The sequence below is a fragment of the Halomonas organivorans genome (assembly GCF_014192055.1).
In the GTDB taxonomy this organism is placed as follows: Bacteria; Pseudomonadota; Gammaproteobacteria; order Pseudomonadales; family Halomonadaceae; genus Halomonas; species Halomonas organivorans.
This window is the reverse complement of the sequence record NZ_JACHXM010000033.1, coordinates 26,443-39,436: the sequence shown is the minus strand read 5'-3', so window position 1 is coordinate 39,436 and position 12,994 is coordinate 26,443. Positions and strand designations below refer to the sequence as shown.

Sequence of the window (12,994 nt, the reverse complement as noted above, 5' to 3'; positions counted from 1 at the left end):
CCCCCACGTTGCTGATCACCTGGTCGTTCGCATCGATGCCGCCGCTGGCGGTCACGCTGGGACCACCCGCCACGGTCAGGCCATCGTTGGTCACGCTGGTGACGTTGCCGCTGCCGTCGTCGACGCTCAGGCCGCTGGTATCCAGCACGCTGTTGCCGGTGGTGACGCTGTCCACGGCGATGTCGCTGGCCAGAGCGAAGGTCACGTCTTCCTGGGTACCTTCGGTGGCGTTCTTGGCGATCACCAGGTTGCCGTCGCTGCTGGACAGATCGACGGTGTCACCCGGGGCGACGTTGGTGCCATCGGTGCCTTCGGCGGTCAGGTCCCAGCCTGTACCGGCAGTTGTGGAAATATCCTCGATCGCCTGATTGGTGGCGAACAGCTGGCTGCCGTTGATGGCATCGGTGCTGGTCGCCGAGACGCGGCCCGCCGCCACGTTGGTGACGGTGCGTTCGCTGCCCGCATCGCCCACGCTTACCGTACCCACCGGCGCGGTGCCGGCAAAAGTGTAGGTGGTGCCACGAATGGTGGTGTCAGCGGTACCCACCGGCGCGGCGGTAACCGAGTCGGTGCCCAGCGCCACACTATCGGCGTTGCCCGCCGCGGCCCCGAAGCCGAACGCCATGGCACCATCCGCCGAGGCCGAGGCATCCACGCCAGCGGCGATGGCATTCAGCCCGGAGGCACCGTCGTTGGCGTAGTTGCCGCCCTGGGTGCCACCGTCGTTGACGCTGTAGTAGTGCGTCTCGCTGGCCTTGAGCTGGGCCACGTTGACCGCGTCGCTGTCCTCGGTGCCGGCGGCCACACCAGTGATCTGGCGATAGATGCCTGCGCCGTCGTCACCGACGGCCACCGCCCCGGTGGTGCTCTGGGTCGCGGCGATCCCCGCGTCCAGCCCATCGGTGGAGCTGGTAGTCGGGTTGTAGCCTGCCTCTCCCGCACCGGTATCGGCGATGGAACCATTGCCCAGCGCCATACCTTCGGCCACGGTGACGTCCGCCCCGTTGCCCATCACGAAGGCATCGGCCACGTCCACATCGTTGTCGTTACCGATAATGCGACTACCGGTGGCGGTTCCAGCCAGAACGTTATCGTTACCGAACACACCGGCGTCGTCGGCATCGATGGTGTTGTCGTTACCCAGCGAATAGGAGCCTGCACCGGTGATAGTGGTCGGATCGCCAACCGCACCGGAGCCATCACCACTGACCTGGTTACCGGTGCCGATACTGATCGACTGACTACCCGTGGCCTTAGCGTCATGGCCCAGGGCGATGGCGTTTGCGACTGCTTCTGCGTCAGAGCCCACGGCCACCGCATTACTCGCGGTGGTTGAGGCATCAGGGCCAATGGCGATTGAATGGGATGAAGTGTTACTGGCAGCGTCGCCCAAGGCAACCGAGCTGACAGCCCCCGCCGCATTAGTCGCCCGAAGGCCGATGGACACGGATCCAGGAGCGCTCTCTCCAACCGTGGCCGCAGACCCCAGCGCCACGCTATCCCACGCACTATCACCGATGCTGGCAAGCCTGCCGATGGCCGTGGCATTTCGCGACTGATCGCCCACGTCAGCGCTGGAACCAATCGCCGTGGCGCCACTGGAGTCCACGGCACCAGTGCCTATCCGCGCATTCGAGCCGATCACCGTGGCATTGGCAGACCCATTTATCGATACATCCGAGCCCAAGCCTATGGAAGGCCCCCCATCCGAGGATCCATCCACGCTGACATTGCGCCCAATGGCGACATCCCCATCGCTCAGCGCTTGCGCATTGGTGCCCATCGCGATGGCCGAGCTAGCGGAAGCTGTGGCAGCCTCGCCAATCGCGGCGGCTGATTCGCTCGACGCCACCGCTCCCGCGCCAAGGGCAAGCGTTCGGAAATTGGTGGCGACCGAGCGGGTGCCAAGCGCAACCGCCCCTGCCCCAGTGGCATTGGCTCCCGCACCTGCCGAAGGATTGCCACCGCCAAGCGCAACCGAGTATTCCCCCGAAGCCAATGAGAATTCCCCTGCCGCAAAAGAGCCTGACCCCGTCGACTGGGAAAGGTGACCAATCGCAACAGAGCTAAGGCCGGAGGATACGGTGTTCAGACCGATAGCGACGGCTCTATCGTTAGTGCTTGCGGCATTAGCTCCGAGTGCAATCGCCCAAGGACTACACGCAGTAGCACCGCCACCGATGGCGATGCGTCCATTGACGCCAGTGCAATCATTACCGCCACCTGCTTCATAAGCTTGGACCGGTGACAAGCCACCGACGCCGGCAACCAGTCCGAGCGCCAACAGGGCACCCCGCACCGCCCCATCCCGGGACTTGGTACGACGCTTGGCCAGTTCGGAGGTCACCACGGACTGCCCGCGGGCCACATTCCAGACGATGCGATAAACGGTATTCATTGCGGCTCCCCACCGCTGCTCAACGCCATGCTTCAGCGGTAGGCAGCTAGATCATAGTTTGCATAGACAGGCCTTTTCACTGAACACGCGTCGCCATACCCAGGAAGCGGCAAGTAGTCAGGCCCAGGACTTTATTTCGGCTTTAGATCTGTCTTGTCACGAGGAAGCTATCATGAACACACGGCAGCTAATCTCTTCCTTAAGAAAAATTCACACGCTCAGTGAAATAAAAACCAACGCGCATATCTTCAAGGAAAAACTTTGGTTCACATTCCACTTCCCAACCCCGAGAAATGTAAGAAAACATGAATTTCGAAATTTGTTTCCAACTCTCCCAACCTCTCTTCCCCACGAGAGACGGCCAATGATAACCAGCTGTTTTATATGCACAATCCTGGAGAAAACACGGCTTCCACATCACAACACCCATCCACTTTCATCGTGAAGCTATAAATGCGCGATCGCCCACAAGATGAGATGACCATTAAATATGAACCGGCATGACGTAATCAGCGCCGTTATGAACAAATATTACGAACCGGCCATGTCTCACCGAGACCTTGAGTATCCCAATTTCATGCAAGGGCCTGTATCCTCCAAGCAAGGCCGAGCGCAGGAGTAGGAAGATGAAAGGATGGTGTCGACATGCCCTGGTAGCCCTGAGCTACATCGCCATGCTACTGACCACGACAGCCCAGGCTAACGGAGATACGTCCATGGAACGCTATCGTGTTCAACCGGGCGATACACTCTGGGGAATCACCGAACGCCATCGTGGTGAAGCCAAGGAGTGGCCTGTCGTGAGAGATGCCAATGGCGTGAATGAGCCCCGCCATATTCAGCCTGGCGACATACTCGAGATTCCCCCCCTGCCCAGCCTGACGGCAGAGGTACGCCATCGGGAAGGAGGCCAGGCGTGGCTGGTCAAGGCCTCCGGCGAACGCATACCGCTGCGCGAAGGCATGACTGTCGCCCCGGGCGATGCAGTGGAAACCGCGGCCCGCACCTTCGTGTCGCTACGCCTCCCCCATGGCGAAGACGTGGTGCTGCCTTCCAGCTCTCGGGTAGTCGTGAAGCGACAGGATCGACACAACTCGCGGCTGTACCTGGAACGCGGAGAGGTGGAGGCCAGGGTACCTAAGCAGCAAGATCGCCACGAAGTGCTGAATATCGATACTCCGACGGGCATCGTCGGAGTGCGTGGTACGCATTTCCGGGTGGCCCACGCGGACGAGGAGACTCGCGTCAGCACCCTGGAAGGGCTGGTGGCATTGAACCATGCCAACCGTGCCGCCGATGTAGCCGCCGGCAGGGGCGCGCTCATGAACAGGGGGCAACCGACGCGGGTCACGGACCTGCTACCCGCCCCTCGACTGGAAGTCGCCGGCCACGCTTTCCGCCAACCCCTGCGGCTTGACCTGTCGGCGGTGGAAGGGGCCGAGGCCTATCACGTGCAGCTGGCCCGGGACCCCCGCTTCCAGACCGTCTTCCGCGATCAACGCAGCGACGCATTGAGCTTCCGCTTCGACGCGGTTCCCGGCGGCTTTTACTATGCACGCGGCTCGGCCATCGATGCGTTGGGCATCGAGGGGCTTTATGGTCGCCAGCTGGTGCTGCATCAGCCGGTCGAGGCGTCGCTGGTGGCCGGCGACGAAGGCTATGCGTTCCACTGGACCGAGATCCCGGACGTGGAATACCGCCTGCAGCTCTCCGAGGACGAGGCATTCGGCGATCTTTTCATGGACCGCTCCTTCACCAGTAGCCAGGGCGTTACCCTGAGCAATCTCCCCACGGAGGATTTCTTCTGGCGACTGAAAGTATCGAGCCTGGAACAGGCCCCGGAGCACTCTGTCATCGTGGCTTCCGGGAGGCAGGGTGGCACACGTTAGCCAAAGCCTGTTTCGCGGCCTGACCCGAACCTGGTGGCTGATCGGCCTCCTACTGGTGGCCCTCACCTGGTGGGCGGAGCAGCGTGACTGGCTCTTCGACAACACGCTGTATGATCGCCTCCTGACCTCCATGACGACGCCTGCCAGCGACGACATCCTGATCGTGACCGTCGACGAGCGCAGCCTGGAGGCCTTGGGGCGCTGGCCCTGGCCTCGCTCACTGCACGCCGATCTGGTAGACGGCCTGACCCGCGCAGGCGCCTCGGCGGTGCTGTTCGACATCGTGTTTACCGAGCCGGCGCGCCAGCCGGAACAGGACCAGCGCCTGGCCCGAGCCATCGGGGAGCATGGCCATGTGTTCCTGCCCGCGATTCATGTCAGGCGCGGCGAGCGCACCGATGATGCCAGCAGGCTGCTGCCGGTCGAGCCTCTCCGCGACGCGGCCAACGGTATCGGCCACATCGACGTCCGAGCGGATATCGACGGCGCCGTACGCAGTATCCGACTACGCGAAGACGGAGTCCCCCAGTTGACGCTACAGCTGTATCGGGACCTGGTGGCACAGGGAATCACGACACCCTCCGACGCCACACGACGTCTGCTGTCGGATGACCGCCGTGATCTCGAAGTGCGCATCCCATACCACGGATCGACCTATCACTATCCCCGCGTCTCGTATGTCGACGTTCTCCAGGGCCGCCTGCCGGGCTCACTGCTGGAAGGGCGTACCGTCATGATCGGTACCACGGCCAAGGGGCTGGGCGATCATCACCCGACGCCGTTCGGCGGTGCGAACGGCGGCATGCCCGGCATCGAGATACTCGCCAACCTGCTGGACGGCTTGTTGCAGGGCGACCTCATCCGCGACCTTCCCGGCTGGGTCGCCTCGCTGCTGTCTCTCCTGCCACTGCTGATCTTCATGGCCCTCGTCCGCCTGTTCCAGTTCCGCTACATGGCCAAACTGGCCCTCGCTGTCGCGGGTTCGGTGCTGCTCGGCGCCTGGGGGCTGCTGGCCATGGGCTGGTGGTGGCCCCCCGCGGTTGGCCTGCTGTCGGTGATCGGCGCCTACGTGCTCATCAGCTGGCGCTGCCAGGCCTCGGCCTTGCACTGGTTCCAGCAGGAAATCGAACGCCTCGAGTCAGAGCCCAGCATGATTCCGACACCCACTCGAAAGCAGACGCCGGAATGGGGGCTGATCCTGCACAAGCATCTTCGCGCCCTGGATAGCGGTATCACGCGTATCCGCAACTCCCGCCGCTTCATCACGGACGCCCTGGATTCCCTCCCCATCGCCACCATGGTGGTCGACGTGAATGGTCGTATCATTCTCTCCAGTGCCATGGCCAAACTGCTCCTGCAGCGCTGCCGGGTCGACGAGACAGACACCATCCACGAGCTGCTGAACACCATGGTGCAGGAACACCAGGGCAGCGCCCCTCCCGGGCGGCAGGGGCTCGACGCCTTCGACGGCGCCCTCTACAAGGACGCCAGCGAGCATTACTACCACCTCAAGATCTCACCGTTGGTCACCGCGGTCGATGCCTTCAAGGTCGCCTGGCTAATCGGCTTCGTGGACGTCACCAGCGAACGCCAGGCAGAAGTGCAACGTTCGAAGCTGATGCGATTCCTGTCTCACGACCTGAAGGCGCCGCAATCCAACATCCTGGCCCTGACCCAACTGCAGGGCACGCCTTCCCGCCTGTCCGAGGAAGAACTGCTGTCCCAGGTCGCTCAGCAGGCGCACAAGACGCTCAGTCTCACCGAGAGCTTCATGCAATTGACGCAGATCGAGTTCGGCGCCCTGGACAAGGAGTTCCTGCTGCTCTCCGACGTGATCCTGGAGGCCATCGATCAGGCATGGCCGGCGGCGCGACAGCACTCCATCCATCTTGATTACGATCCCCGGGACGAGTGTCCCATGGAGGGTGAACGAACCTATTTGCTGAGAGCGGTCTTCAACCTGCTGGACAACGCCATCAAATACAGCCCTGCAGAGACACGCGTGACGATCGAGGCCCGGGAGACGACATCCGGCATCTCCTTGAGTATCCGCGACCAGGGGGTCGGTATTCCCCAGCGGGATATGCCACATGTCTTCGACAGCTATCGACGCAGCTCCGGCGCCAGCCTGGCGGCGGGTCATGGGCTCGGCCTGTCCATGGTGAAGTTAGTGGTGGAGCAACACGCCGGTACCATCATCTGTGAGAGCCGCGAACACGTCGGCACGCGTTTCCTGCTCACGCTCCCTCGAGCTCACTGCTTCGATGATGAGATTGACCTGGGATAACGCCAGGACGTGGAAGACCGTGCAATAAGAGCAGATGATCCAAGCGCGGGGAAAATCGCGGCTGCACGCCTGATGTCGGCAAGAAAGCATTAGGAGAAAGCATCAAAAAGGGCATGGCCGACAGCCATGCCCCTTGCTGATGCCTTGAAAGGCCAAAGACGGGAGCCGGTCACTCAAGCAGGCTCGAGGCTATCCAGCCCAGGCGTTCCTGGCGAGGAAGATAGACTTGGCTCCAGCCATCCGCACTGCCGAGAACGGGCAGACGTTCGTTTCGCTGCACGCGACCGATGGCCTCGTAGTCGGTGGAATTGCCCGCGCGGATGTTCGCCGCATCGACCCGCACCTGCCTGGTCTGCAGATGTTGCAGGCTGGATGCCAGATTCTCGGCGGCCACCTCGTTACCCTGCTGCGCTGCCATCGCAAACCAGAACACCGCCCAGGCATGATTGCGCTCCACCCCCTTGCCCTGGGCATACATCGCACCCAGGTTATTCTGCCCGAAGGGGTCCCCGGCTTGAGCGGCCTCGCGGTACCAGTGAATGGCCTTGGCGTAATCCTGTTCCACGCCTCGGCCATTCTCGTACAACGAGCCCAGATTGTTCTGTGCCGGAATAACGCCCTGACTGGCGGCAGCCTCGAACCAACGAGCCGCCAGAGCATCGTCACGTTCAACGCCCCGCCCCTCCAGATAGGCAAGTGCCAGGCGCAGCTGGGCCTGGGGCTCGCCGCGCTCCGCTGCGCGCAGATCCCCCGGGGGAGCCTCTTCTGCTTCGCCGCCGGCATTCTGGTTGAGTTCGTCGAGCTTCTCGCGAGCCTCTGGATACCCGGAATCCGTTGCCAGCCGGTACCACTTGCGAGCCTTCTCGAGATCCTGGCTCGTCCCCTCGCCCCGTTCGTACATGCCGGCCAGCCTGAACTGGGATTCGGCGTCGCCCTGTTCCGCAGACCGACGCCACTCGTAGAGGGCGGAAGCGAAGTTGCCTCGCCGATACTCGTCCATCCCCTGTTCGAGATCCGCCACCGCCTGGGAAGCATGGAACCCGACAAAGCCAATCACGGCCAGTTTCCATTTCATATCGAGCCTTTCCTGATGAGGGACGCGCGTGTCACGAGCGGCGCGAGTATCGTCGCTTCCTTTCGGCCCAGGCTCCTTCCTGTATCTGCCGACACTACTGGCCTTCAGCAGCCTGGTCCTCCTGAACAGCGTCCTGAGACGCCCCTTCCTGTGCCGTTCCCATGCCCTGAGCACTCGGCTCGGACCCGGTGAGCCTATCGATGCGCTGGTGCGTCATGACACACATGACACCTGCCGCATTCTCGAAGATGGGATAGTTGGTGTCACAGTACAGGGCAGCCGTATTCAGCACATTGAACGCCCGGGTCGCCGGATTGGGCTGCATGACGCGCGCCATGAACAGCTCCCCTTCCGGACACGCCATGGCCTGCTCATCGGAGGAGGCAACACATAGCTTTGATTGATCTACCGTCTGGAACTGCGGATAGTCGGAGAGGCACCCGGATAGCAGGAGGGGAGCACTGATGATAAGAGCCGAGAATGTCAGACCACGATTCATGCCATGATTCCCTTGCAAAAGTGTGTTTATCCGTAAACTCGAATACCAGCCCGCATCAAACCACTTACATACGATCAAACTAATCTTGCCTGAAAGCAAGACCTTGGAACAGCCTCGAGCCAACGGTCTGCGTGGCTCACTAGCATCTTTACCGTGCCGAGATTTATCCCGAAGTGAGTCTACAGCCTGAAATTTCCAGCGGCCAAGAGGAGGCTCGGCGAGAAAAGATAAACTTTTGTCACTTCCCCCTCGCGTATTCGCCGACCCGATATCCGGCAAGTTTCCCGCTAGGCATCGCCGCCGTTGCTCGAACTCCCAAGGATCTGGATAACTACCTTTTCCGTCCCCCGGCAGGATGTCTCCACATTCCCCCCCTCGCACGGCGAGGACGTGCCGTCGGTGAGTCTCACCCCTTCGTCATCAATGTCAGTATGCGCCTTCAGGAATTGCTGGACCGCCAGGCGCTGGCGTCGGTGTTGTCCGGCGACCGGATAGCTGGCAATCGCCAGTGAGGAAGAGGAAAAGTCGCGCTGCAACAGCGCCGCAAATTCGCCCAGCACCCGCTGCGCCTCGTCGGTCAAGGCGCCATCATCTACCGTAAACATATCGGCGATGGGCAGACTGAAGCGCTGCAGCACGGTCGTACTCTCGATAGGCGAGGCCTCGATGGCCGAAAAACGAACGGCACACTTGGCCGTTCGCCAGCGAGTATCCTCGACGCGCATTTCAGCGTCGAAGACGAGCTGGAATTGGCACATCTGGCGCGTGTGGCCATCTTCGGCGTCGAGATCGAACAGGTAGTTCCATGTCCGAACGTTGAACAGCCCTTCGGAGAAATGGGGGTTCCCCAGCAGTCCCCTGACCTGATCCTTGGTCATGCCGGTTTGAATCGTCCGGATGGCTCGGGAAGACTCGAGCATCCCACCGCGAGCAAAAGCGTCATCCGGATCGGGAAAACCTCCGTTCCCGCCCATGGCGGTACAGCCGCCCAATATCAATGCTATCGCGACGGCAGCGCCATGCTGCGCCGTGCCGAGAATTTTCATGGCCATCGTGTCAACTCGCCTCTGCATACCGGTATCGAGTGCCAACGGACTGGAGCACAGCAGGGTAAAGGGTCGCCGGCCGGTGCCAATCGAGTCAGCGTCATCGCCAAGTCCATCCTGTCGTCCAGTAATCTCAGCGAAATGAATGAGTGTATACCCAACCCAGGTATGACGGCAGCTTCGCCATCCCGCATCGCCGATGCCGGACTGCTCTCGAGAGGCTGGGAAGCTTGAGGCGTCGAGGGATAAGCGACGCCTCAGGGAAAAGACTCACAGGTCGCCGAAGCGATCCTGCAAAAGGCTCAAGGCGACCACCGGAGCCGTCTCGGTGCGCAGGATGCGCGGGCCGAGGGTAAGGGCGGCGAAATCAGCCGCAGCGGCCATCTCGACCTCGCCAGGCGAGAGTCCGCCCTCTGGGCCGATCAGCAGTGCTGCCGAGGTGACCGCGCCTGCACGATCTAGCGCCCCAGGCGTGCCGGGGTGCAGCACCAGGCGCAGCGCCTCGTCGCGACGGACTAGCCAGTCGGCAAGCCCCATGGGAGGGTGGATCGGCGGTACGGTAGCACGCCCGCACTGTTCGCAGGCGCTGGCGGCCACGGCCTGCCAGTGGGCCAGCTTCCTGGCCTCACGCTCACCCTTCAGGCGCACGTCGCCGTGCTCGGTATAGAGTGGGGTGATCGCCACGACCCCGAGCTCCACGGCCTTCTGGATCGCGTAGTCCATCCGGTCGCCCTTGGAGATGGCCTGCCCCAGATGCACCGCCAGCGGCGACTCGCCGTGGCCCTCGTGAACCGCCTCGACACGCGCCACCACCCGCTTGCGGCCGGCCTCGACCAGCACCGCTTCGGCCTCGAGGCCGTGGCCGTCGAACAGCACCAGCGGCGCTCCCTCACCCAGGCGCAGCACCCGAGCCACATGGCGGGCAGGACCATCAGGAAGCACGACATCGCCGCCGGCGGGCAACGCGGCGGCGACGTGAATACGAGGTACCTTCATGGTCAGCGGCTTACTGGGTGGCCTGCTCGCCCTGCTGCTGAGCTTCGCGCTGTTTCTTCTGGGCGTAGATCGCCTCGAAGTTCACCGGCGACAACATCAGCGGCGGGAAGCCGCCACGGTTGACCAGATTATCGATGCACTCCCGAGCGTAGGGGAACAGCACGTTGGGGCAGAAGGCGCCCAGGGTATGATCGAGCTGGGCACCCTCGATGCCGCCGATGCGGAACAGGCCGGCCTGCTCGATCTCGGCCAGGAAGGAGGTGGTGCCTTCCTCACTGTGGGTCACCTGAGCGGTGACCTTGATCACCACCTCATAAAGCTCTTCTCCGACCTGCTGATGGGTCGTGTTCAGATCGAGACCGACCTTCGGCTTGAACGGCTGCTGGAATACCGCCGGAGAGTTCGGGGCCTCGAAGGAGAGGTCCTTGACGTAGATGCGCTGCAGGGCGAACTGCACCTGGGGCTTGTCCTGCTGGCCACTTGCCTGGCCGTTGGCGCCACTGTTCGGGTTGTTGTCTTCCGCCATGGAAAGAAATCCTTTGGTCGTGAGATGAGAAATGGCGTCGTCACTTCTTGACCAGCGGCAGGCCATCCGCCTGCCACTGCGTCATGCCGCCCTTGAGCTTGAGCACGCGTTCGAAGCCGGCCTTGGCCAGCTTGGCCTGAACGGTACCGGAACTCTGGCCATGCTTGCAGGCCACGATGATCGGCTTGCCCTTGAACTTGTCGAGTTCACTCAGACGGCTATCGAGGCTGCTCTGGGGAATGTTCCGGGCGCCGGCGATATGGCCCGCCTTGAAGTCGTTCTTGTCGCGGATGTCGAGCACCACGGCGTCCTCGCGATTGACCAACTGGGTGGCCTCGCTGGTGGTCACGCCATTGGCGCCGCCGCTGCGGATCTCGTAGGCGATCCAGGCGACCAGCACCAGCAGGAAGGCGCCGACCAGTAGCGGATGGTTCTGCACGAATTCGAACAGCTGATCGATCATGGTTCGGAAAGACTCTTTTCGGGTACGCGGTGAACGAGGCCGACGCGAGCCGGCGGCGCCCAGTATACATGATGCCGGGAGGCCACCGAGGGCGGCACGATATGACGCCCGGCGGGACCGTGCGATATGATGCCGCAAGCAGCGGCAAGTCGCGACCCCGCCAAAGGGCTCACGCCATGGTGGCATCGCCCCCCAACCACGAGGCTTCGACCCATGACCGATTCTTCGACCCCGACTCCCCGCCCGGTAGCCCTGATCATCCTAGATGGCTATGGCCACAACCCGGATCCCACCGACAACGCCATCCTGGCCGCGCGGACGCCGGTGATGGACCAGCTCTGGGAGACTCGGCCGCACGCCCTGGTGCATACCGACGGCCGCTACGTGGGGTTGCCGGACGGCCAGATGGGCAACTCGGAGGTCGGCCACATGAACCTCGGCGCCGGACGCATCGTCTACCAGGACTTCACGCGCATCACCAAGGCCGTCGACGACGGCGAGCTGGCCGACAACGCCATCCTCACCGGCCCGCTGGACGCCGCCGCCGAGGCCGACCGAGCCGTGCACCTGCTGGGCCTGCTGTCGCCGGGCGGCGTGCACAGCCACGAGGATCACATCCTGGCCATGGCCGAGCTGGCCGCCAAGCGCGGCGCCAAGCGTATCTACGTCCACGCCTTCCTCGACGGCCGTGACACCGCGCCCAAGAGCGCCCGCGCCTCCATCGAGCGCACCAACGCCAAGCTCGCCGAGCTGGTCGGCGCAGAGAACGGCTACGTGGCCTCGCTGATCGGTCGTTACTACGCCATGGACCGCGACAACCGCTGGGATCGCGTCGAGCAGGCCTACCGCCTGGCCACCGAGGGCGCCGCCGAGCACGTTGCCCAGAGCGCCAAGGCCGGCCTGGACGCGGCCTACGACCGGGGCGAGACCGATGAATTCGTCACCGCCACCGCCATCCTCTCCGGCGACGCCCCGGTGCGCATGGAGGACGGTGACGCTGCCTTCTTCATGAACTTCCGCGCCGACCGCGCCCGCGAGCTGACCCGCGCCTTCGTCGAGGACGACTTCGCCGGTTTCGAGCGCCAGGCCCGCCCGCGGCTGGCCGGCGGCAGCCTGGTGACCATGACCCAGTACGCCGCCGACATCCCGGCCCCGGCCGCCTTCCCGCCCGAGGAACTGCACAACACCCTGGGCGAGGTGATGGAGAAGCGCGGCCTGACCCAACTGCGTATCGCCGAAACCGAGAAGTACGCCCACGTCACCTTCTTCTTCTCCGGCGGCCGCGAGGACGAATACCAGGGCGAGACCCGTGTGCTGGTGCCCTCGCCCCAGGACGTGAGGACCTACGACGAGAAGCCCGAGATGAGCGCCGTCGAGGTCACCGACCGGCTGGTCGAGGCCATCGAGTCCGGCGCCCACGACCTGATCGTCTGCAACTACGCCAACGGCGACATGGTCGGCCATACCGGCGATTTCGACGCCGCCGTCAAGGCCATCGAGACCGTCGACGCCTGCGTCGGCCGCGTCGTCGAGGCGCTCGAGAAGGTCGGCGGCGCCTGCCTGATCACCGCCGACCACGGCAACGCCGAGCAGATGATCCACCCCGAGACCGGCGCCGCCCAGACCGCCCACACGACCTTCGACGTGCCGTTGATCTACGTCGGCCCGCGTCCGCTGAGCCTCGCCCAGGACGGCCGTCTGTGCGATCTCGCCCCGACCCTGCTGACGCTGATGGATCAGCCGGTACCCGAGGAGATGACCGGCCACGTGCTGATCGAGGCGTGAGCCGACGACCTCGCCAGCACCGTTGGGCGC

Annotated in this window: 9 protein-coding genes and 2 pseudogenes; 3 read left to right on the top strand and 8 right to left on the bottom strand. The window is 63.4% G+C overall.

Going from position 1 to position 12,994, the window contains the following annotated elements; all coding sequences use genetic code 11:
- Both FHR96_RS19600 and FHR96_RS22775 read right to left on the bottom strand, forming a co-directional pair.
- Window positions 1-1,315 (bottom strand): annotated as a pseudogene (locus tag FHR96_RS19600) (hypothetical protein); the annotation flags it as partial.
- Between the two features lie 9 nt (window positions 1,316-1,324).
- A pseudogene (locus FHR96_RS22775) lies at window positions 1,325-2,398 on the bottom strand (ESPR-type extended signal peptide-containing protein); the annotation flags it as partial.
- Between the two features lie 800 nt (window positions 2,399-3,198).
- Between FHR96_RS22775 and FHR96_RS19595 the strand changes: the two are divergent.
- Window positions 3,199-4,287: a FecR family protein gene (locus FHR96_RS19595; protein ID WP_425485681.1), complete on the top strand. Its 1,089-nt coding sequence runs from the start codon at window positions 3,199-3,201 to the stop codon at window positions 4,285-4,287.
- Complete coding sequence (locus FHR96_RS19590; protein ID WP_183389411.1) at window positions 4,274-6,574, top strand: CHASE2 domain-containing protein; 2,301 nt, start codon at window positions 4,274-4,276, stop codon at window positions 6,572-6,574. The genes FHR96_RS19595 and FHR96_RS19590 overlap by 14 nt, the downstream gene beginning before the upstream one ends.
- A gap of 169 nt (window positions 6,575-6,743) precedes the next feature.
- Here the strand turns inward: FHR96_RS19590 and FHR96_RS19585 are convergent, their stop codons facing one another.
- The 6 genes from FHR96_RS19585 to FHR96_RS19560 form a co-directional block, all read right to left on the bottom strand.
- Window positions 6,744-7,649 carry an SH3 domain-containing protein gene (locus FHR96_RS19585; protein ID WP_183389410.1) on the bottom strand — a complete coding sequence of 302 codons (906 nt, stop codon included), beginning with the start codon at window positions 7,647-7,649 and terminating at the stop codon, window positions 6,744-6,746.
- A gap of 94 nt (window positions 7,650-7,743) precedes the next feature.
- The gene (locus FHR96_RS19580; protein ID WP_183389409.1) at window positions 7,744-8,148 is read right to left on the bottom strand and encodes a hypothetical protein; all 405 of its coding nucleotides are present in this window, start codon (window positions 8,146-8,148) and stop codon (window positions 7,744-7,746) included.
- 287 nt (window positions 8,149-8,435) lie between these two features.
- Window positions 8,436-9,200, bottom strand: a complete 765-nt coding sequence (locus tag FHR96_RS19575; protein WP_183389408.1) for an outer membrane protein assembly factor BamE — start codon at window positions 9,198-9,200, stop codon at window positions 8,436-8,438.
- A gap of 264 nt (window positions 9,201-9,464) precedes the next feature.
- Complete coding sequence (locus FHR96_RS19570; protein ID WP_183389407.1) at window positions 9,465-10,190, bottom strand: 16S rRNA (uracil(1498)-N(3))-methyltransferase; 726 nt, start codon at window positions 10,188-10,190, stop codon at window positions 9,465-9,467.
- A gap of 10 nt (window positions 10,191-10,200) precedes the next feature.
- Window positions 10,201-10,716 (bottom strand): protein-export chaperone SecB, encoded by a 516-nt coding sequence (gene secB, locus FHR96_RS19565; RefSeq protein ID WP_183389406.1) that lies wholly within the window; start codon window positions 10,714-10,716, stop codon window positions 10,201-10,203.
- 40 nt (window positions 10,717-10,756) lie between these two features.
- Complete coding sequence (locus tag FHR96_RS19560; protein ID WP_183389405.1) at window positions 10,757-11,179, bottom strand: rhodanese-like domain-containing protein; 423 nt, start codon at window positions 11,177-11,179, stop codon at window positions 10,757-10,759.
- Between the two features lie 213 nt (window positions 11,180-11,392).
- Between FHR96_RS19560 and gpmI the strand changes: the two genes are divergently transcribed.
- Window positions 11,393-12,964, top strand: a complete 1,572-nt coding sequence (gene gpmI, locus FHR96_RS19555) for a 2,3-bisphosphoglycerate-independent phosphoglycerate mutase (RefSeq protein ID WP_183389404.1) — start codon at window positions 11,393-11,395, stop codon at window positions 12,962-12,964.
- Window positions 12,965-12,994: the final 30 nt, after the last annotated feature.